We start from the raw sequence: 19,803 nt of genomic DNA on the forward strand, positions 1-19,803 counted from the left end.
TATTCTGACTTTGCTATACGCTAAAACTAGCCACATTAGCCCACCTCATCCATATCTACATACGAACTGTTTTGCCCAATTTTGCTGTAACAATTTCATGCTTTTATTTTTACAACGCCGCTTTTATTCAAATTGCTCTCGTAAAGGCATGTACTTTTTTGTGATCTTAAAAAGGTAAATAAGTGAATTTTCATTGATGCTAAATAGTGCAGTATTTCATACTAAGTTAGAATGGGATTTTTGTATAGGTTGGCAGCAATTTTTAATATCTTTGCCTTATTTAAATAATTTTTATATTGAAAAAAGCCTAGATTAAATTATAATTTGGTAGGTAATTAAAATAAAGTGGGGAAAGTTTATGGCTATCAACTACTATGAAGTCTTGGGAGTAAGTAAAAGCGCTGATCAAGATGAGATAAAAAAAGCATATAAAAAATTAGCATTAAAATACCATCCTGATAAATGTTTGTCCCCTGAGGAAAGACAAATATCCATTGAGTTGTCAAAAAAAATTAAAAATAAAGAACCTTTATCACAATTAGAGAAAGAGCAAGAAATTCAGATTAGAAAAAAAACGGAAAAGTTCGTTAATATCGACAAGGCATATAAAGTATTATCTGATCAAGAAGAAAGAATGCGTTATAATAATAGTCAGTACTCAAGCAGAGATGCAAGTTCAAAAAGTCAGCAACATTCAAATCGAGATGATAATCAACATTCAAGTAACGATACAGGTTCAGAAAATCAGGAATATTATGACAACTTTTGGAATGTATTTGAAGAATATTGTGATGCTTGGAGCAGTTCAATAAGGACTGGTAGTCTATTTACTACTATTCAGTTAGGTAGACTGCAAGAGTGTAGTTCTTTAATAAATAAGGGCGCAGATGTTAATTTGAAGCATGATGGTTCTAATAAATATATTCTTGAATTTTACTTAGGTTTAACTCCAGTGGATCTTGCTATTCAAGAAAATCAAGATTTAATCTTAAATCTCTTGATTGAAAATGGAGCAGAGATTCCAGGTGATGCTTTAATTAGTGCTATTAAACATGATGCTCAAAAGGTTTTTAACTTCCTTTTAGGAAGAAATGATGTAGACATTAACTACCAAGATGAAGATGGAAATACAGCTTTGCATCATATCTTTAAGGGATATATTAATGAAAGTTTCGATTACTCAGATAGTAAATGGAAACTCAAATACGATGACTTTGCTGAATCACTTTTAGGTAAAGGCGCACAATTTGATATAAAAAATAAGAATGGTCTAACTTCGTTTGATCTTTTCATTGATAGCATAGAAAAAAATAAGGATTCTGTTGACTTTTATAGCAATACCATAAATAAAGAAAGCATTCCTACTTATCATATAAACGTAAAGCAAAGAGATAGGTTAAGTTCAATATTGGAGTTATTTGTCAATCGCGGAACTGATCAGCTAAAATTCAAGAATGATAAACATGTATTAGAGGAATTTGATCTTTACCAACACCCATTAAAGATTAGGATTGGTACGAATATAAGTACTTTGCAATCAGAACAAGAAAATTTAGATGAACAAGGTAGTAATAACTTTACTCGAGAAAAGACTAAAGACCTTGATAACAAACATGTAGAGCTTTTAGATAAAATTAGCACAGAAAATATTGATAAATGTACAAAGAAGTATGCTGTAAGTGATGCAATGAAGCAGCCTCTAGATAAAGCAGAAAGAAAAAGTAAGTCTAGCACCAACAGAAAATATTGTACTGGTATTTACACGTCAATTGGTTTATTTTTAGGTTTAAGCACAGCCTATCTTGCAGGATCCATTGCTTTAACTCCTATTCTTGCTATTACAGTATGTCTTGCAGCTGCAGCAATTGGTGCATTAGTAGGTTATGCTATAGGGAAGTTTTGTAACAAAGTTATAGAAGAAAAACAAAATGATCCTGATATGAGTACATGGAGTGCTGTTAAAAGTTCGCTCTCTGATATATTTACTACTAAGCATAATACTGAACTATATTTATAATAATTAATTTGCGGTGAGTTTCTTAGATAGCTAAGAGCTATAATAAATGGTTTGAGCAGTTTTTGACACCGATTTTGAAACCTGGACAAACTGTTATCCTTGATAATGCTACTTTTCATAAGTCTAACAAGATTACTGAACTTGCTAAAGGAGTTGGTGCAGAAATTTTATATCTACCGCCTTATTCTCCTGATTTTAACAAAATTGAGCATTATTGGTTTGCTATAAAAAACAGAGCTAGGAAAAACATCCCTCTATTCACATCTTTTCGTCATGCTGTTGATTCTGCTTTTCTATGAGCTTTCTGGACTATTATGAAAAGAGCTATACTTTCTGGAGTTGTGTGCTGGGTTTAGAGTATTGCCTTTTTTGATGTTTATTCGATACATTTTCTACTGCCATTGCATTTGATATGCTAAAATCTTCATTATTTATATTGATATTTTGTATAATTAAGTGTCGATTTCTGTAACTTTTTCAGCATTAGTTTATTCTTTGATTCCTCTATATCAACTGCAGTAGCAGCAATTTGGCTATCTTTCCTATTTCTCAGCAATACCTTTCAATAGTTTTGGTGTGTTTTCAGTTTCTCTCCTTTTGTTCTTTTTATAAATGGTGTAATTACATCCCTAATCCATAAAATTTCTCCATTTGCTCATTCCACAGCATCGGTATTTCTCTTAAATCAACTAACTTCAAACCCCTTGGCTGCCTCCCATTTACTACATCTTCTTTAATTTTTGGAGCTAAATAATTTAATCTTAAAATTTGTTGTATGCGTCTTGTACCTATATTAATTTTGGCACTCAGCTCCTTCACACTGCCATATTTTCCCTCTTCCAATTGCCGTTTCCACAGATGAGCTCTTACCACTGCTTTCAGTAACGCATTGTTTGTTTTTGCTTCTGGCTCTACTACTGTGCATTTATTTCCTTTCTTTTTTATTGGTATAAATTCCACCTTATCCTCTGAACTCACCTCTATTCCATCCTCTCTCACCAATACTGTTTTTATTAACTTTTTCACTACTTCTTTCTGCTTTCCAAAACTTAGATTTCTCCACTCTTCTTCTCCACATTTTTCATATAAATCTTCTGCTCTTTTCATCACTTCTTTTTCCACTTCTCCTGCTACTACTGTTCGATTTACTGATTCACAATTTTTCCCTCCTAGATGATTGTTACATACATAATATCGGTACCTTTTATTTTCCTTTTTTGAGTATGTCAGTGTCATATTTACGTCACAGTTCTTGCACTTGATTATCCCCTTTAGTAGTGCCTCTTCATATTTTTTGCCTTGATAAGGCTGATTCTTTATCAACTCTTGCGCTTTTTGCCATTTTTCTTCTTCTATTATCGCTTCATGCTTTCCTTCATACTCTTTCTCATAATGTCTGATTTTTCCCAGATATATTGGATTTGTTATTATTCTTCTCACCGTCGCTTTTTTAAAGATATCTGATTTTGTCCGGTATCCTTGACTATTTAACTCCCTTGCCAATTCTGCCATTGATTTTAGCTCCAAATATCTTTCAAATATGTGCCCTACTATTTTCGCTTCTTTTTCATTTATTATTAATTCTTTATCTTTTACATCATATCCAAGCGGCAAAGTTCCCCCCATCCACAATCCCTGCTCCTTTGATGTTGCTATTTTATTTTTTACCCTTTCTACGATCATTTCTCTTTCTAGTTGTGCTGCTCCTGACAATACCGTTTGTACAAATTTTCCCATTGGCGTATTATTGTCAAATATCTGCGTTACTGCTACAAAATTTACTCTATGTCTTCTAAAAAATGATGTTACTTCGATGCTGTCTTTTGTTTCTCTTGATAGTCTGTCTAGTGTGTACACTACTACACAATCTACCTCTCCTTTTTTTACATCTTCAAACAATTCCTTTATCGCTGGTCTTTCTAAATTTTTCCCTGAAAATCCTCCATCATCGTACCTTTTGGCCAATATTACCCAGCCTTCTCTGCTCTTTATGTATTTTTCACATGCTACTCGCTGCGCATCAAGACTGTTAAACTTCTGCTCTAGACCGTCTTCATTTGATTTTCTTGTATATATCGCACACCTTACTTCTTTTAGCATTTTATTCTCTTCAATTTTCATTTTTATCACGCATACCGAATAATAAAGGTCCGTTGTAGCTCATTCCCATTATTTTCCCGGCTACTGCTGATAATGATGTGAAAAATTCTTCTCTGTAGATTAAACCCTTATCTGTTACCATTACCGCATGCGTCTCTTCACCTCTCTCTAATATTAATTCTGTCCCCTCTACTGGTAATTTATCGCTACTTATTCTTTTTCCCTTCTCTAGCCGATCTGCCAGATACTCTAGTCTTTTTGTCCCCTTTCTTGACATTTCTCCATACGATTCCTCCTGTATTCTATAAGCTAGTCTCGGTATCAGATATTTCTTTGAGTACCTTGGCGCTTCTTCCCCATATACCTTCTTCCATATTCTTCTCAACTCTACCAACGCTTTTTTCTCTAAATTCATTACCTTCTTTTCTATTTCTTTCTCCATGCTTTTAGCCTCTCATAGAAGATTTCCCACTTTGCTGTTCAAATAACTTTTCAATTCTGTCTGTTTCTTTCTTTAATACCTCGGTTATCTCTTTACTATTTTTCGCATAATCCATTGCTGTCATTCCAAATTTATCTGCTTGCTCTATTTCTGCTCCTGCTTCCACTAACTCTTTTACTATCTCCACTTTCCCCACCATACATGCAAGGTGCAATGGAGTGCATTTATTGCCATACTCTTCAGCATTTACATTTGCTCCTGACTTTATCAACTCTCTCACGGTTTCTAGGCGTTTTTCCGTTACCGCTAGGTGCAGTGCTGTATATCCTTCTACATCTTTAGCATTCACATTCGCTCCTTTTTCGACTAATAACTCCACTGTTTTTACCTCTACTGCATAATGTAGAGCTGTTCTTCCTTTTTCGTCTCTTGCATAAATATTTTTAAATGAGTTCTCTAATAGAGATTTCTCTTTCTTACCAAGCTTTATCATAATCTACCCCTACCTTTCTTTAAACCTAAGCCTTCCTTTTCACCACCTCATCTATCATCTCATTTACTTGGCTCATTATCTTGCTTGCTAAATTTTGACATTCCTCCTTTATTAGTGATTTGTCTCTTTTCCTTATTTCTCCTATCTCTATTATTTTTAGCTCCGGCATGTAGCTTCCATTCAACATGTCTGCTATTTCTCCCACTAGCCCCTCTATTCCATAGCACGTCAGTTCTCTACTTTTTGTTATTCCTCCTTTTTCTCTCAAAAATTTACTCGCCTTTTCACTCTCTTTGCTATCACATAGACGATACTTTTCACTTTCCCAGATGTAATACATTGGCGTTGCGCCGTACTTATTCAGTTGATTAACTTCAGCTCCAGCCTTTACTAGCTCTTTTATTATTTCAACTCCTGCTCCTCCTATTTTGCACGCAGAGTGCAGTGGCGTACATCCGTTGATATATTTAGTGGCATTTATTTCTCCTCCTCCCCTTATCAGCACTTTTACATTTTCTAAACTTCTCGCAAATACTGCGCAGTGCAGTGGTGTATAACCCTTTTTATCTCTTGCATTGATGTCCGCTCCTTTTGTTATTAATAACTTCACTGTTTTGCAATCGGAGATTTCTACTGCATGGTGCAATACTGTTTCCCCTTTTTCATCTTTTTCATTAATATTCTTAAACGAGTTCTCTAATAATTCATAAAATGACTTATTAAAAGCTTCTCTCTTTTCCTTGCTAAACCTCATTACATACCTCACTATAAAAACATACGCCAATTTCGCTCTCTTTAGTGCAAGATCAATTTTTTTTGTTTACTTGCTACTATTTAAGTTATGTGCGTTTTGGCATGAAAAAGCAAGTCTTTTTCTGTTTATTTCATACACTTTAACCTATTATTAATATAATATATGAGGATATAAATATAAGTACTTAACTTATTATAGATATTACTTGGCTATTTTTCCAACTTCTGTTCAAATGTCGATGTTCGTGCCATGTTAGTACACCCATACGCGTCAAGTTAAGAGATTGTGAGCAAATTTAGAGAGGTTAAAGTGGATACTCTAGCCCTTCTACGTTTGTCTTTTAATGAAAATCGCGACCAAGTTATAGTGAGTTTTTTAAGAAATGCTTTTAAACTATTAATTTTGGTTAATACTAAAAATAACTCTCTAACCCGCCTTTTTAGCTCAATAAATGCCTTTGTTAAGCTAAGTTCTGTATTCTTTTTCACTTCTGTGCAACCAACTATGCCGTGAAATATAAGAATTGCGCACAATTTAGCATATAGTTCACATAATACTCTGCATGGCTTTCCTTTTAGCTTATCAAGCCTGATATGGCTTTTATACAATTTAAATAATAACTCAATTTGCCACCTTACTCTGTAAATCGTTAATACTTGCTCAGCACTAATTTTATTTTCTGGAACATTAGTTATAAATATTGACCAGTTCAACAATTTTTGATTTCTTTTAGAGGATGTATATCCCTGCGATCTTGCTAATCTATTAGCTTTCCTTCTTCTGGCCATAGACTGTTCTTCAGTTAGTTTCTGACATATAATTCTTACTCTAATTTTTGCTTCTTTTCCTAACAATACCTCGTTTTCTAAAAATAACTTATCCTCTAAACATTCTAATAACTCCATTTTTTGATTTGTTTCTACATCATATATGTTGGTATCGGATTTATAACGACTTATGAAATAAGCTCCTATTTCATTGATTTGTTTAAAAGAACTTGGCACAAAATAACCGAGATCAGATATTAGCAAATCATTGCTTAATATATTACTTAAATGTTTCCTATATCCCTGGTCTGATCTTACCCCCTCCGTTAAATTAAGTTGGTCTATTATCTGATTCATGTAGTCGAAAACTAATTGTAACTTTATTCCAGACTTAGTATTGCTTTCATAGCCACTGTAGCTAGTACCATAACCTTTATACATCTCTTCCATACTGTTAGGTAGAGTAATATAGCTACTGTCCAATAATTTAACACTATTAAATTGCTGTAAGATTTTGCAATCAACTTGCAAGATATTTTTAAAGAGAATCACAGATTCATTATACATCCTTTTCATAAATTCCACTGCTTCTTCAGTAAATCTAAAATCCAAACCTTGTTTTGTTATATCTATCGAGTCCTCGTTTAGTAATTGACACATTGTTTCTACGCTACAATTATCAACTCCTATATTACCCAAGACCATGGCTTTTACGAATGATGAACCTTTTAGCTTTCTCTTTCTTTTTATAAACCTTGTTGTAATTGAGATTTTCTCTGCTTTTTCATTAAAAATTTCTTTGAGCTTTTTTGATAAGCAAGTTATTTTATTCATTGGTTCTCTCACTAAAAGTATATCTGGGAGAACTTATACCTTATTATTCTATCTCTTTCATACCTTTATTTCCTTAACTTGACGCGTATGCTTATCATAACAGTGAAGCTATTGTATTTGCTTTCGCCAATCTGCAGATTAAAAGGTAAGGATTACTTAATGTATCGGCGTCTTATGTTTAATTTTTTGCAGTATATAGATACTGTATGTCTTTACAAAACTTCATCTACATCTAGATTTTTATCTAAATAAGCTGAACGCGCTTATAAAGCGTTACAAGACATCAAAAAATGCCAATACTCGACAGAGATAGTAAAAGACTAGCTAACTCGGGGGTTCTTTGTCTTTTTTTCTGCTTAGTAAATTTCTTAAACATTTGCAGCGTAGGTTAGTTGCAATTAAAAGCAGCTAAATTGCAGTGTTTAAGACTTAAAAAACGCCAATACTGAAAATAGACAATGACTAGGGTTTCTTTTGCCTTTTTTTTCATTTGGTAAATTCCTTAATGTTTATGGCTAAACGATAATCGTCATCCCGCTGCTTGTTAGCGGGATCTATTGCTGAGATACCGCGAATGAATCGCGGTATGACGGTTCGCGGCGGTATGACGTAGGACTGCTGTCATCCCAGTGCGTGACACTGGAATGGCTTTGTTGCATAGCAACTGAAAAAATCTGGTGGCTACTGACAAAATTCATTATAAAATAGCCATTTAACCTTGAAAGAAAAAATATGCCACAAAAAATGAGGGTCAGTAACCATAGCGAATATAACAAATTTCTAGAAAAAAGAGGAAATATTTTTCATTATATCAACGAAGCCATAGAAAAGTGGTACGAGAATGGTCCAAAAATACCAGTTGGCAACAATATTTATAGCGATAAAGTTGTAATTTTGGTGCACATAATAACTTGTTTATTTAGAATAGGCCTGAGGCAAACAGTTGGGTTTATAGCAGGATACCTTGAGCAAATTGGGAAAAATTTGCAAGTTATCAGCTATTCACAATCATCAAGAAGGTTTAAGAAACTCAATATTAAGATCAATGATTGCAGAAAATAATATGGAAGATATCGAAATTGCTATAGACAGTACAGGAATTAGTATATACAACAACACTCCTGGTCATAGCAAAGAAAATAGCGAAGATAGAAAGTATCGCAGCTATGAACAGACAAGAAAATTGCATGTAATGTTGAATACAAACAGCAAAAAAGCCATAGCTGTAAAATACAGTAACGGCTGATCACTATGGAGCTTGTGATTTGCTAAAAGAAGTCGATTTTCAGTATGTCATAAAAGTACTATATGCAGATAGGGCATATGACAGAGAAAAGCTCTATAAGCTGTGTAATCAATATGGTATAAAAACGAAAATTCCTCCGAAAAACAACGCAGCAGAGCATCCAAAGTTAGACTATATGGCTGAGAGAAATGCTGCAATTAGACTAATAAAATCATGCAGCGAAGATGGAATGAAGAGGTGGAAAAGGCAAACAAACTACGGAAAAAGATCTTATATAGAAAGTTTTTTCTCGCGACTGAAACAAACATTCGGGTTTAGTTTTAGGAATAAATCTGAGACAAATAGAGAGAAGGAACTACTTGTTAAATGCTATTTGCTCAATAAGTTCACTGATATTGGTATGGCTAAATTTGAGATAGCTTCATAAATTTATTGTGCGTTACCTACTATCCGAAGAGCGATGCAACAAAGCCCACTGGAATCCCAAAAAAGGATGATGTCATCCTAGTGCTCCTTTTTTTGTCATCCGAGTAGCTGACACTTGGATGACATCGTCATAAAGGAACCAGTGTCAGCTACTCGAATGACAGGAGAAGGGGCTACTTGCATGACGGTGTCGGTAAACTTAGAGCTATAATAACTATTTGCCTTTTTTCTGCTTAGGTTATGCAAGAAGTCTACTGTCTGAGAAAAGGTAGATAAAAGATGAAAACAGATAGAAGTATTTTAGTAGCTCAAAAAGAACGTTAAGTCATGCTTTTTATTTATATTGACAGCGTATATGACATCGTTTACGATTAAAGTTAATAACAATAATTTATATTTATCATGTTTGCAGTAATTGAGACTGGTGGAAAGCAATATTTAGTAAAAGAAGGTAGTATAATAAAGGTAGAGAAGTTAGAAGCTGAAGAAAAAAAAGAGGTGGAAATCAATAAGGTGATTTGTATTTCAAATAATGGCTTATCTTATTCATCTAATGCTACTGTTAAAGCTGAAGTGTTGGAGCAGTGCAGGGGGGAAAAAATTATAATCTTTAAGAAGAAAAGAAGAAAAAATTACCGTAGGAAAACTGGTCATAGGCAGTATATAACTGTTCTTCGTATAAATGAAATTAGTCTTCAAAAGTAAGAGGTAAGATATGGCAACTAAAAAATCAGGTGGTAGTTCCTGTAATGGTAGAGATTCAGCAGGTCGTAGGTTAGGAATAAAGAAGAATGGGAAGGTTATTCCTGGTAACATAATTGTGCGCCAAAGAGGCACAAAATTCCATCCTGGGAAGAATGTTGGTATAGGTAAAGATCATACGATTTTTGCTAAAATAGAAGGCTGGGTCAGCTTTAGAAGGTCAGCAAATAAAAAGACTTTTATTGATATCGTGCCTACAGATAATATGAAAGCTTCAGCTTGAATAAATCATGGGTCTGTAGCTCAGGTGGTTAGAGCGCACGCCTGATAAGCGTGAGGTCGGAGGTTCAACTCTTCCCAGACCCACCATTTAGTAGTTACTAACTGTGTTTTCTATAGCGGTTTTGATATTGTATAAGCAAAAACATGAGTTTATATAAAAATTTAGTAACCAGTGAATCAGTGGCGGCTGGTCATCCAGATAAAGTAGCAGATCAAATTTCAGATGCAATACTTGATGAGTACCTTTTTACTGATCCTTTTGCGCGAGCTGCAATAGAGACTTTAGTCACCAAAGATAACGTTATTATAGCTGGGGAAGTGTTTGGGCCTAACATCAAAAATAGCAGGATTGAAAGTATTGTACGGAATACAATAAAAGATATTGGTTACAAGCACGATGGGTTCCACTGGAGAAAAGTGAAAGTAAATATATTGCTGCATGAGCAATCAAATGACATTGCAATAGGGTTGGATCAAGGTGCTGGAGATCAGGGCATAATGTATGGCTATGCAACAACAGAGACAGAAAACCTTATGCCGGCACCCATTTTTTATGCACACTCGATTCTGAAAAATATCATGAGCGCAGTTAAAGAAGCAAAACTTGGTCCAGATGCAAAGTCACAAATCACTTTGGCATATGAGAATAACCTCCCGGTACGTGCTGAAAGTATTATTGTCTCAATACAGCACCCTGAGGATTTGGATCAATCAAAAGTAAAAGAAATAATTTACCCTTACATAGTTTCATCTTTACCTGAAGGATGGATGTGTCCTGAGGAAAATCTCTTAGTCAATCCAACTGGTAGATTTGTTATTGGTGGACCGGTTAGTGATTGTGGATTAACCGGACGAAAAATTATGGTTGATACTTATGGAGGTTATATTCCACACGGTGGAGGAGCGTTTTCCGGAAAAGATGCAACCAAAGTTGATAGATCTGCGGCTTATATGGCAAGATATCTTGCTAAAAATATTGTCTTTGCAGGTTTGGCTGAACGTTGTCTTGTGCAGCTTTCTTATGCAATTGGTGTATCAAAACCTACTTCATTCTATATTGATACATTTGGTGCGAATAAGGTAGAGGAAAGAGTAATTAAAAAGTTTATCGAGAATAATATAGATTTATCAACAAAAGGCATAATCAAGCATTTATCGCTTAATCATCCTATATATAAACGTACAGCCTGTTATGGACATTTTGGTAAACAGTCGGAAAGGGACGGTGGATTTTCTTGGGAAAACATGGACTTATCTGCTGATCTTTGTAGAGAATTCAATATAGAAGGTAATACTCAACCACTATCGGCTGAGAGCCGAAAGGTTGGATATAGCGCTGGAAGCGCGGTGAGAAGCTAAAGCTACTCCAATCTTATACTAGATATAGAATGAGGCTGATGTGCATCTGTATGTTTATTGATGTACTCATTAATGACTTCATCTGTGATATGTCCGCTGGTAGCACTAAAGTATCCTCTTCCCCAAAAACGCTTTCCCCAGTACATTTTATTTAGCTCTGGAAATTCTTGTTGAACTTTGCGTGAAGACCTGCCTTTGGCTCTTTGAACAAAATCACTCACAGCTATATGAGGAGGTATTACTACGAATAAATGTAAATGATCTGATGATATTACTCCGTTTTCTATCTTAATCCCCATTTCTTCAGATACTTCTGCTATGATTGTTCGTATTCTCTCCTTCATAGCCTTAGTTAATACTCTGTACCGATATTTTGTAATCCAGACTATATGGTACCTATGATAAAATACAGTGTGTTTTCCTTTGTCATATTCCGTCATAACTATACTTTATAAAGTACAGTTATGACATTGACAAACTAAAGTTTCTCCACCTAGAAGGTGGAGGCTTGTACCATCTTATGGAAAGTAAAATTTCTTTAGATTGCTAAAATTTTTGATTTACAGCCCCATATTTATATACTAGCTTATTGTTAAAGCATAGCACGCTTTTTCATAATAATTATACCACATTAGTAATAATTTTTATATTCAATTTTTATTGTGAGGCTTATAAAGTGTATAACGAAATAGAAGGAGAACTGTACAACGTAATTGTAAAAGAGTTTTCTGATCTTATTGATAAAATAAAAGAACACCCTTTTAATGTTGAATTGATAAATAATACATTAGATTATGAAAAATTCAAATTCTACCTTCAGCAGGATTTTCTGTATTGTATAGATTGCGCTCGTGCTTTTTTAATTGTTGCAGCTAGAGTTGATGATATTGAAATGATGAGTAGTTTAATCAATTTGGCACAAGGAGCATTTTATGTTCGAGAACAGTATAAAAAATATTTTGAAGATTGTGATCTATCTGATGATCACAAAAAGTCAAGAGCTTGTTCTGCCTTTACTGACTTTTTCATGAGTGCCGCATATCACAATTCTGTTAATGAAGCTTTAGTAGCATCTTATTCTTGCTTTAACATATACCAAATCGTTATACGCCATATGGTAAATGAGATAACAACTAAAGGGGTTAAAAATAACAAATACAAAGAGTGGATCAACATTTATAGTAGCGAAACAGTAAATGCTGTAATTGATGAGGTTACTGATATTACAAATAAGCTATATAAAAAAGCTAGTGACTGTGAAAAAAAGAGGATGTATGAGTTTTTTAAGAAAGGGCTGGAATTAGAAATAATGTTTTGGGATGAGGCATATTACTCTAATATATCTAGCAAAGAATATTAGCAGCGGATTATTTACGTTAACTTGATCTTTTATCGGTAACTACAGTGTTCAGTGGCATAATTAGGAGCTGTTACGGGTCAAATCTTTTAAAGGATATAATTGAGCATCCTTTTAATGTTGAGTTAGCGAATAACACCCTAAATATAGAGAACTTCAAATTCTATGCTCAACAAAAGACGTTGTTCTTAGGTGATTATATTCGTACCACCTTAATTACTGCATCCAAAATGGAAGATTATAGTAGTATTATCTCGCTTGCTGAAGTAGCCCAAAGAGTAGTGACTGTTAATAGAATGCTATATGACTACTACTTTACTATGTACGGTATAAGTCGCGAAAAGAAATCTCTTGAGTGTTTTAATTTCACTAATTTTCTTTTATCCATCTCGCATAGTAATACCTATGAGGCTATGACGGTTTTGTATTCTTGCATGTTTATATACGAGACTGTCGTTGATAGCATGAAAAATAGATTCAAGAAAAATAATAGATATAGGGATTGGTTTAATTTTTGTTACAGTGATTCAGTAAAGTCTGGATGCATTATTTTGGAAAATATTGTTGATGGATATTGCAGCAGAGCAAGAGAAAACGAAAAGAGCAGAATGCTTGAGTTGTTTAGAATAACTGCACAATTTGTGTTAGATTTTTTGAACGGTGCATATAATTTTTCAAGATTCAATCCAATTTCCTAAGGAACATTGACAATTTTAAGCTAATTTGTATCCTTAATAAGTATTTTTTAAAATGCTATGAAAAGTAAAGAACATGATTTTCATTTAGTGGATCCAAGCCCTTGGCCAATTGCTGTATCAGCAGCAATTCTTATTCTTGCACTTGGATTAGTTGGCGCGCTTCATAAACAAATTGTCGGAATGTTTTGTTTAGTTTTGGGAATCTCCGCAGTATCAGGGGTGCTGTTTTATTGGTGGAGAGATGTAATAAGGGAGGCCATTTATGACAAATGTCACACTGCCATTGTAAAACATGGACTCAAATTTGCAATGTACTTGTTTATTCTCTCGGAGGTCGTATTTTTTATAGTGTTCTTTTGTTCATTCTTTAAAGCCTGGCTTGATCCAGTTTTTTTATTTGAGGCGTTTTCTCCTGCAAAAAAAGTTGAATGGCCCCCTGAGGGAATTTTGCCACCTGATCCGTGGTCACTACCATTCATGAATACATTAATATTATTGCTTTCTGGTACAACAATTACTTGGGCAAATCACTCTTTACTTAAAAATGATAAAAAGAGCATGATTAAAATGCTGTCCATAACTATATTGCTTGGAGTTTTTTTTATAATAGTGCAAGCAATAGAGTATCATGAAGCGAGTTTTTCTCTACAAGAAACAGGAGAAAAGCTTATTTATACATCCAATTTTTATATGATTACCGGTTTTCACTGCGCACACGTTATAATAGGAATAATATTTTTATCAGTGTGTTTATTTAGAGCACGGAAAGGCCAATTTACACTTCAGGACCATTTGTGCTTTGAGTTTGCCTCCTGGTATTGGCACTTTGTAGATGTAGTCTGGATATTTTTATTTTTGTTTGTCTATTGGTTAAGCGTTTATTAAGTGGTTAAAATAATAGGTCTAGATCCAGGAATAAGCAAGACTGGGTGGGCCATTATCAGCCTGAACGAAAAAAATAATATTGAATTTTTGGGCGGCGGTACCATATCAACTGATGGTAAATTGGGTACAGGTGAACGCCTACATATAATTTTTGAACAATTAAAGAAAGTAATTTCCCTATACTCTCCGAATGAAGCTGCGGTGGAGAAAATTTTTGTTAATAAAAATCCTAAATCTTCACTAACTTTAGGATATGCAAGAGGGGTTGTAATTTTAGCGTTAAAAATAACAAAGCTAACTATGAATGAATATGATGCAAACTATGTAAAAAAAAGCATTACCGGAAATGGCCATGCTGATAAGGATCAGATTATATTTATGGTGAAGCAAATAGTTAAAAATTTGAGTATAAAATGCCACCATGCTGCTGACGCTCTTGCTGTAGCAATTTGTCATGCTTATACGAAAGGTTCTTGTTTTGTTGAGTAACTTTTATATGGGATTCAGTTTGAAGATTTCCAGATCTGGAAAAACTATTTGATTGTATTTATCTTGTCTAACGTTCGTTGCAAAATAATACATGCGGAGATTTTATCATCTATTTTTTTCGATTTTGTGATTGATATTCCAGTAATTTTTAGTGTATGAGTTGCGATAGATGTTGAGAAGCTTTCGTCTTGTAAGTATATATTTACTTTATATTTTTTTATTATTTTATTTGCGAATTGGATTATAGTTTTACACCATTTAGTTTCTTGCTCGTCCATTTTTAATGGTAGTCCTATTACCATTGATCCAGATTCATTTTCTTTGAATATTCTATGCAGATAACCTAAATCTTTGCTCATATTTCTTCTGTGATATATGCTATGAGCTGTGGCTATGAGCTGTGTTTTATCGCTAAATGCTATGCCTATTTGCTTTTCTCCCATGTCAAGGCACATTATGCGCTTATCTTTTGGAATAGACTTTAGAAACTCATCTGGATTTCTATGTAGCATCTATTAGACTTCCTTTAAAGTGACCTTACCAAAAAAGTGGAGAGAAAGTTAAGAAAATTTTTTACAAAAAGAATAATGAATCAAATTGCTCAGGAATGCAATAGACTTCTTGCATAACCCAAACTAAGTAGAAAAAAGGTATCATCTAAGTAGCTGACACTGGTTTCCATCCAAAAGGGCAGTGCCCCTATGATGTCATTCCAGTGCTTGACACTGGAATCCAGACTTCAATTGTTATACTTGTAAATAAGTCTGGAACGTTCATCTCAAAATGTAGTATTTTTGTTGAAATAGCTCAACTGGATTCCAGCGTCACGCGCTGGAATGACACCTTTGTGTTTGCATAGCTGTACGAACCATACGCGTCAAGTTAAGAGATTGTGAGCAAATTTAGAGAGGTTAAAGTGGATACTCTAGCCCTTCTACGTTTGTCTTTTAATGAAAATCGCGACCAAGTTATAGTGAGTTTTTTAAGAAATGCTTTTAAACTATTAATTTTGGTTAATACTAAAAATAACTCTCTAACCCGCCTTTTTAGCTCAATAAATGCCTTTGTTAAGCTAAGTTCTGTATTCTTTTTCACTTCTGTGCAACCAACTATGCCGTGAAATATAAGAATTGCGCACAATTTAGCATATAGTTCACATAATACTCTGCATGGCTTTCCTTTTAGCTTATCAAGCCTGATATGGCTTTTATACAATTTAAATAATAACTCAATTTGCCACCTTACTCTGTAAATCGTTAATACTTGCTCAGCACTAATTTTATTTTCTGGAACATTAGTTATAAATATTGACCAGTTCAACAATTTTTGATTTCTTTTAGAGGATGTATATCCCTGCGATCTTGCTAATCTATTAGCTTTCCTTCTTCTGGCCATAGACTGTTCTTCAGTTAGTTTCTGACATATAATTCTTACTCTAATTTTTGCTTCTTTTCCTAACAATACCTCGTTTTCTAAAAATAACTTATCCTCTAAACATTCTAATAACTCCATTTTTTGATTTGTTTCTACATCATATATGTTGGTATCGGATTTATAACGACTTATGAAATAAGCTCCTATTTCATTGATTTGTTTAAAAGAACTTGGCACAAAATAACCGAGATCAGATATTAGCAAATCATTGCTTAATATATTACTTAAATGTTTCCTATATCCCTGGTCTGATCTTACCCCCTCCGTTAAATTAAGTTGGTCTATTATCTGATTCATGTAGTCGAAAACTAATTGTAACTTTATTCCAGACTTAGTATTGCTTTCATAGCCACTGTAGCTAGTACCATAACCTTTATACATCTCTTCCATACTGTTAGGTAGAGTAATATAGCTACTGTCCAATAATTTAACACTATTAAATTGCTGTAAGATTTTGCAATCAACTTGCAAGATATTTTTAAAGAGAATCACAGATTCATTATACATCCTTTTCATAAATTCCACTGCTTCTTCAGTAAATCTAAAATCCAAACCTTGTTTTGTTATATCTATCGAGTCCTCGTTTAGTAATTGACACATTGTTTCTACGCTACAATTATCAACTCCTATATTACCCAAGACCATGGCTTTTACGAATGATGAACCTTTTAGCTTTCTCTTTCTTTTTATAAACCTTGTTGTAATTGAGATTTTCTCTGCTTTTTCATTAAAAATTTCTTTGAGCTTTTTTGATAAGCAAGTTATTTTATTCATTGGTTCTCTCACTAAAAGTATATCTGGGAGAACTTATACCTTATTATTCTATCTCTTTCATACCTTTATTTCCTTAACTTGACGCGTATGAGCCTAGAACAGACCATTATGCTGCGTGAGGTAACGAGCGTAGTAAAGCTAATGGAATGGACAATATAGGGTGCAATGAAAATTGACCTTACCCAGAAAAAGTGGAGAGAAAGTGTGGAATGTTTTTTACAAAAAGAATGATGCATCAAATTGTTCTGGAATGCAATAGTTAATAGTGACGTTGTTTGTTATAAAAAATTTCTATATATTCAAATATAGCAGTTTTGATATGCTGTTTAGAGTGCCGAGAGGTGTCTATTGGTAACTCCCTTTTTAGAGAACTGAAGAAGCTTTCCACAACAGAATTGTCGTAACAACAACCTTTATGATTCATCTATGTTTTTTATGGATAAGAGATATTGATAACCTTGCAAAGTATATTGTGAACCTTGATCACTATGTAATAGTAGATTTTTAACAGGTTTACGCCTATTAATGGCCATTAATAAAGAGTTCATAACCAATTGTTTATTTATTGCACTACTCATTAACTACCTTACTATTACCCACAAATAAAAACATAGTATTGTATTTACTCAAATAATTTAATTTTATTAACCTGAAAGCTTATTAGATTAAAATTATTAAACTAAGAGTTATAATTTTAGCAACTAAAAGCTGTAAATTGCACCATATAAACAGTTATTTCAAGCAAAAGTTATGCCATTAAGAGCTATGCAACAAACATTTATATTTGTGGGTAATAGTAAGGTTTTGAAGCTTACTATTACCCATAAGTATATAAATAGTAAAAAAGCTGATATTTTACTAATTCAACTTTCTATTATAAATGGATCTATGGTCTAAAAATGGAATATATGATGAAAAGAACTATAAATACTTCAACTGGCGAATGGGCAGAAAGTGAATTTGGAATTGTTAATTTTGGTGATATAAGATTAAGTAAAAGGCTTCTAAAAATAGTTAATAGTTTTGCTGAATCGCCTGAGCGTTCAATAAATCAAGCTTGTGAAGATTGGCATCAAAGTAAAGCAGCTTATAGATTTTTCCAAAACGATGCCATTTCTGAGAGAAAGATATTAGAAAGTCATATAATTAAAACTGTTGAAAGAGCTAAAGAATACTCAACTATCTTAGCTATCCAAGACACGAGTTATATCTCATATAAAAATCATAAAAAGACCGAAGGATTAGGGATTATAGCAGCAAGATTAACATCTAAAACAACTAATTTTAAAACACATGGATTAGTGATGCATACAACGTTTGCAGTTACAACAGAAGGACTGCCTATAGGATTATTGGATCAAAAAATTAGTACTAGACCCTCCTTAGCTGAAGACCTAAAAGAGTTGAAAAGAAGAAGCCATAATACTGCTGTTCCCATAGAAGAGAAAGAAAGCATACGGTGGATAGAATCACTTAAATATTCTACTAATCATCCTGGATTAAAGGATATCAAGGTAGTTACCGTCTGTGACAGAGAAGCAGATATGTATGATTTATTTGAAGTTGCTTCCACTAATCAATCTCTTTTTGTAGTAAGAGGAAATCAAAACAGAACAATAAATAAGAAGTCGACTTATTCTGAAAAAGGTGGTGAAAGGTTGTGGGATCTGATGAATCGCATGTCTTGTCAAGGAGAAATACAAGTGAATATTCCTGCTCGCAATGATAAACCTCAAAGAACAACAGTTTTAGAAGTAAAGTTTAGCAACTTTGTGATGAATGCATCAAAAAATAACGCTAGACGTAAAACCCAAAAACTTCCTAATTTAAGTTTAAATGCTGTCTATGCTATAGAAAAATACCCCCCATTTGGCGAAGAGCCTGTGAACTGGATTTTGTTGACAAATATAAATATTAATAATTTTGAAGAAGCAGTAGAAAAAATACAATGGTATTGCTTAAGATGGAGAATAGAGGTTTTTCATAAAATTTTGAAATCTGGTCTTAAAGTTGAAGAATGTAGGCTCCAAGCAGCAGATAGATTAATCCGCTTTCTTACAATAATGAGTATAATTGCATGGAGAATATTTTTTATCACACTAGTAGCTAGAACAAATCCAAATCTTTCTTGCACTTTCATACTGACTGACGACGAATGGAAGGTTTTATATACCAAAATGCTTAAGACAAAAAACTATCCTGAGACACCACCACCTATAAGAGAAATTGTGAGGTGGGTGGCCAAGTTAGGAGGGTTTTTAGCTCGCAAAAATGACTTAGAACCAGGCCCTATAGCTTTGTGGAAGGGATGGAAACGTCTCTTTGATTTAGCAGAAGGATGGAAACTTGCTCATGAATTTTATACTTGTGGGTAATAGTAAGGTTTTGAAGTCGAGTGAGGAGGGGCGACCTTCTTCACTTAGACAACAGCATGCAAGTGAAACTAGTGAAGAGGATCTAAAAAAAGTGGTAGGAAGTGATGTAATTATTGGCAAGGCTTATAATGAGTTGAATCAATATAATTGGAGTGAAGAAGAGCGTTTTACTTATGATCAAGATAAGAAACGTGAGGATGATAATTTATCCTGCATCATGCAAAGTAGAATTGAAGGAAAAATTGAAGTTGCAAAAAACTTACTTAAAGCTGGCATCTCTATTGATATTATCTCTCAGACAACCAGCCTTCCTCAAGCTAAAATTGAACAACTTCAGGAAGAAATTGCCTAAAAGGCTTGTTGGTTTTT

17 protein-coding genes, 1 tRNA gene and 4 pseudogenes are annotated in these 19,803 nt (G+C 33.7%); 13 read left to right on the top strand and 9 right to left on the bottom strand.

Going from position 1 to position 19,803, the window contains the following annotated elements:
- Positions 1 to 358: 358 nt before the first annotated feature.
- A pseudogene (locus tag OPR50_RS08890) lies at positions 359 to 464 on the top strand (DnaJ domain-containing protein); the annotation flags it as partial.
- Positions 465 to 2,055: 1,591 nt separating this feature from the next.
- Positions 2,056 to 2,316 (top strand): annotated as a pseudogene (locus tag OPR50_RS05855) (transposase); the annotation flags it as partial.
- A 322-nt stretch (positions 2,317 to 2,638) separates the two neighbouring features.
- Here OPR50_RS05855 and OPR50_RS05860 read toward each other — a convergent pair.
- The 5 genes from OPR50_RS05860 to OPR50_RS05880 all read right to left on the bottom strand — a co-directional run bounded on the left by OPR50_RS05860 (position 2,639) and on the right by OPR50_RS05880 (position 7,407).
- Positions 2,639 to 4,117, bottom strand: coding sequence for a recombinase family protein (locus OPR50_RS05860; RefSeq protein WP_253309051.1), 1,479 nt, complete (start codon positions 4,115 to 4,117; stop codon positions 2,639 to 2,641).
- Between the two features lie 10 nt (positions 4,118 to 4,127).
- Positions 4,128 to 4,559, bottom strand: a complete 432-nt coding sequence (locus OPR50_RS05865) for a DUF2924 domain-containing protein (protein ID WP_253309050.1) — start codon at positions 4,557 to 4,559, stop codon at positions 4,128 to 4,130.
- Between the two features lie 4 nt (positions 4,560 to 4,563).
- A complete protein-coding gene (locus OPR50_RS05870; RefSeq protein WP_253309049.1) occupies positions 4,564 to 5,052 on the bottom strand; it encodes an ankyrin repeat domain-containing protein in 489 nt (162 codons plus the stop codon).
- Positions 5,053 to 5,077: 25 nt separating this feature from the next.
- Positions 5,078 to 5,806, bottom strand: coding sequence for an ankyrin repeat domain-containing protein (locus OPR50_RS05875; RefSeq protein ID WP_265023940.1), 729 nt, complete (start codon positions 5,804 to 5,806; stop codon positions 5,078 to 5,080).
- Positions 5,807 to 6,081: 275 nt separating this feature from the next.
- On the bottom strand, positions 6,082 to 7,407 hold the full coding sequence (locus OPR50_RS05880) for an IS4 family transposase (protein WP_265023871.1): 1,326 nt from the start codon (positions 7,405 to 7,407) through the stop codon (positions 6,082 to 6,084).
- A 732-nt stretch (positions 7,408 to 8,139) separates the two neighbouring features.
- Between OPR50_RS05880 and OPR50_RS08895 the strand changes: the two are divergent.
- The 5 genes and pseudogenes from OPR50_RS08895 (at position 8,140) to metK (ending at position 11,422) form a co-directional block, all read left to right on the top strand.
- A pseudogene (locus OPR50_RS08895) lies at positions 8,140 to 9,080 on the top strand (IS5 family transposase).
- A 401-nt stretch (positions 9,081 to 9,481) separates the two neighbouring features.
- A complete protein-coding gene (rplU, locus tag OPR50_RS05900) occupies positions 9,482 to 9,784 on the top strand; it encodes a 50S ribosomal protein L21 (RefSeq protein ID WP_006279565.1) in 303 nt (100 codons plus the stop codon).
- Positions 9,785 to 9,794: 10 nt separating this feature from the next.
- Positions 9,795 to 10,064, top strand: coding sequence for a 50S ribosomal protein L27 (gene rpmA, locus OPR50_RS05905; RefSeq protein ID WP_006279564.1), 270 nt, complete (start codon positions 9,795 to 9,797; stop codon positions 10,062 to 10,064).
- A gap of 9 nt (positions 10,065 to 10,073) precedes the next feature.
- Positions 10,074 to 10,150 (top strand) — tRNA-Ile (locus tag OPR50_RS05910).
- Between the two features lie 57 nt (positions 10,151 to 10,207).
- Positions 10,208 to 11,422 carry a methionine adenosyltransferase gene (gene metK, locus OPR50_RS05915; RefSeq protein WP_264339252.1) on the top strand — a complete coding sequence of 405 codons (1,215 nt, stop codon included), beginning with the start codon at positions 10,208 to 10,210 and terminating at the stop codon, positions 11,420 to 11,422.
- 2 nt (positions 11,423 to 11,424) lie between these two features.
- On the opposite strand, the gene tnpA is transcribed toward metK, so the two are convergent.
- A complete protein-coding gene (tnpA, locus tag OPR50_RS05920; RefSeq protein WP_006279552.1) occupies positions 11,425 to 11,862 on the bottom strand; it encodes an IS200/IS605 family transposase in 438 nt (145 codons plus the stop codon).
- Positions 11,863 to 12,098: 236 nt separating this feature from the next.
- Here tnpA and OPR50_RS05925 point away from each other — a divergent pair, with 236 nt between their 5' ends.
- The 4 genes from OPR50_RS05925 to ruvC are packed head-to-tail and all read left to right on the top strand — an operon-like array spanning position 12,099 to position 14,851.
- Complete coding sequence (locus OPR50_RS05925; RefSeq protein ID WP_038249063.1) at positions 12,099 to 12,782, top strand: TenA family protein; 684 nt, start codon at positions 12,099 to 12,101, stop codon at positions 12,780 to 12,782.
- 44 nt (positions 12,783 to 12,826) lie between these two features.
- Complete coding sequence (locus OPR50_RS05930) at positions 12,827 to 13,477, top strand: TenA family protein (RefSeq protein ID WP_264339253.1); 651 nt, start codon at positions 12,827 to 12,829, stop codon at positions 13,475 to 13,477.
- Positions 13,478 to 13,534: 57 nt separating this feature from the next.
- Positions 13,535 to 14,362, top strand: a complete 828-nt coding sequence (locus OPR50_RS05935; protein WP_006279354.1) for a cytochrome c oxidase subunit 3 — start codon at positions 13,535 to 13,537, stop codon at positions 14,360 to 14,362.
- On the top strand, positions 14,363 to 14,851 hold the full coding sequence (gene ruvC / locus OPR50_RS05940; protein ID WP_038199503.1) for a crossover junction endodeoxyribonuclease RuvC: 489 nt from the start codon (positions 14,363 to 14,365) through the stop codon (positions 14,849 to 14,851).
- A 44-nt stretch (positions 14,852 to 14,895) separates the two neighbouring features.
- On the opposite strand, the gene ruvX is transcribed toward ruvC, so the two are convergent.
- The 3 genes and pseudogenes from ruvX to OPR50_RS08900 form a co-directional block, all read right to left on the bottom strand.
- Positions 14,896 to 15,363: a Holliday junction resolvase RuvX gene (gene ruvX / locus OPR50_RS05945; RefSeq protein WP_264339254.1), complete on the bottom strand. Its 468-nt coding sequence runs from the start codon at positions 15,361 to 15,363 to the stop codon at positions 14,896 to 14,898.
- A 370-nt stretch (positions 15,364 to 15,733) separates the two neighbouring features.
- Positions 15,734 to 17,059 carry an IS4 family transposase gene (locus OPR50_RS05950; RefSeq protein ID WP_265023871.1) on the bottom strand — a complete coding sequence of 442 codons (1,326 nt, stop codon included), beginning with the start codon at positions 17,057 to 17,059 and terminating at the stop codon, positions 15,734 to 15,736.
- A gap of 216 nt (positions 17,060 to 17,275) precedes the next feature.
- Positions 17,276 to 17,637: pseudogene (locus OPR50_RS08900) on the bottom strand (transposase); the annotation flags it as partial.
- Positions 17,638 to 17,967: 330 nt separating this feature from the next.
- Between OPR50_RS08900 and OPR50_RS05965 the strand changes: the two are divergent.
- Together OPR50_RS05965 and OPR50_RS05970 are read left to right on the top strand one after the other, a co-directional pair.
- On the top strand, positions 17,968 to 19,434 hold the full coding sequence (locus OPR50_RS05965; RefSeq protein ID WP_264339584.1) for an IS4 family transposase: 1,467 nt from the start codon (positions 17,968 to 17,970) through the stop codon (positions 19,432 to 19,434).
- On the top strand, positions 19,412 to 19,786 hold the full coding sequence (locus OPR50_RS05970) for a hypothetical protein (RefSeq protein WP_265023941.1): 375 nt from the start codon (positions 19,412 to 19,414) through the stop codon (positions 19,784 to 19,786). The genes OPR50_RS05965 and OPR50_RS05970 overlap by 23 nt, the downstream gene beginning before the upstream one ends.
- Positions 19,787 to 19,803: the final 17 nt, after the last annotated feature.

The organism is Wolbachia endosymbiont (group A) of Epagoge grotiana (genome assembly GCF_947251775.1).
Classification (GTDB): Bacteria; Pseudomonadota; Alphaproteobacteria; order Rickettsiales; family Anaplasmataceae; genus Wolbachia; species Wolbachia pipientis.

Bases quoted from the DNA above. Each gene is read 5' to 3' on its own strand.
- OPR50_RS05860 (WP_253309051.1), bottom strand. From the start codon at position 4,117: ATGCTAAAAGAAGTAAGGTGTGCGATATATACAAGAAAATCAAATGAA.
- OPR50_RS05865 (WP_253309050.1), bottom strand. From the start codon at position 4,559: ATGGAGAAAGAAATAGAAAAGAAGGTAATGAATTTAGAGAAAAAAGCG.
- OPR50_RS05870 (WP_253309049.1), bottom strand. From the start codon at position 5,052: ATGATAAAGCTTGGTAAGAAAGAGAAATCTCTATTAGAGAACTCATTT.
- OPR50_RS05875 (WP_265023940.1), bottom strand. From the start codon at position 5,806: ATGAGGTTTAGCAAGGAAAAGAGAGAAGCTTTTAATAAGTCATTTTAT.
- OPR50_RS05880 (WP_265023871.1), bottom strand. From the start codon at position 7,407: ATGAATAAAATAACTTGCTTATCAAAAAAGCTCAAAGAAATTTTTAAT.
- rplU (WP_006279565.1), top strand. From the start codon at position 9,482: ATGTTTGCAGTAATTGAGACTGGTGGAAAGCAATATTTAGTAAAAGAA.
- rpmA (WP_006279564.1), top strand. From the start codon at position 9,795: ATGGCAACTAAAAAATCAGGTGGTAGTTCCTGTAATGGTAGAGATTCA.
- metK (WP_264339252.1), top strand. From the start codon at position 10,208: ATGAGTTTATATAAAAATTTAGTAACCAGTGAATCAGTGGCGGCTGGT.
- tnpA (WP_006279552.1), bottom strand. From the start codon at position 11,862: ATGACGGAATATGACAAAGGAAAACACACTGTATTTTATCATAGGTAC.
- OPR50_RS05935 (WP_006279354.1), top strand. From the start codon at position 13,535: ATGAAAAGTAAAGAACATGATTTTCATTTAGTGGATCCAAGCCCTTGG.
- ruvX (WP_264339254.1), bottom strand. From the start codon at position 15,363: ATGCTACATAGAAATCCAGATGAGTTTCTAAAGTCTATTCCAAAAGAT.
- OPR50_RS05950 (WP_265023871.1), bottom strand. From the start codon at position 17,059: ATGAATAAAATAACTTGCTTATCAAAAAAGCTCAAAGAAATTTTTAAT.
- OPR50_RS05965 (WP_264339584.1), top strand. From the start codon at position 17,968: ATGATGAAAAGAACTATAAATACTTCAACTGGCGAATGGGCAGAAAGT.
- OPR50_RS05970 (WP_265023941.1), top strand. From the start codon at position 19,412: ATGAATTTTATACTTGTGGGTAATAGTAAGGTTTTGAAGTCGAGTGAG.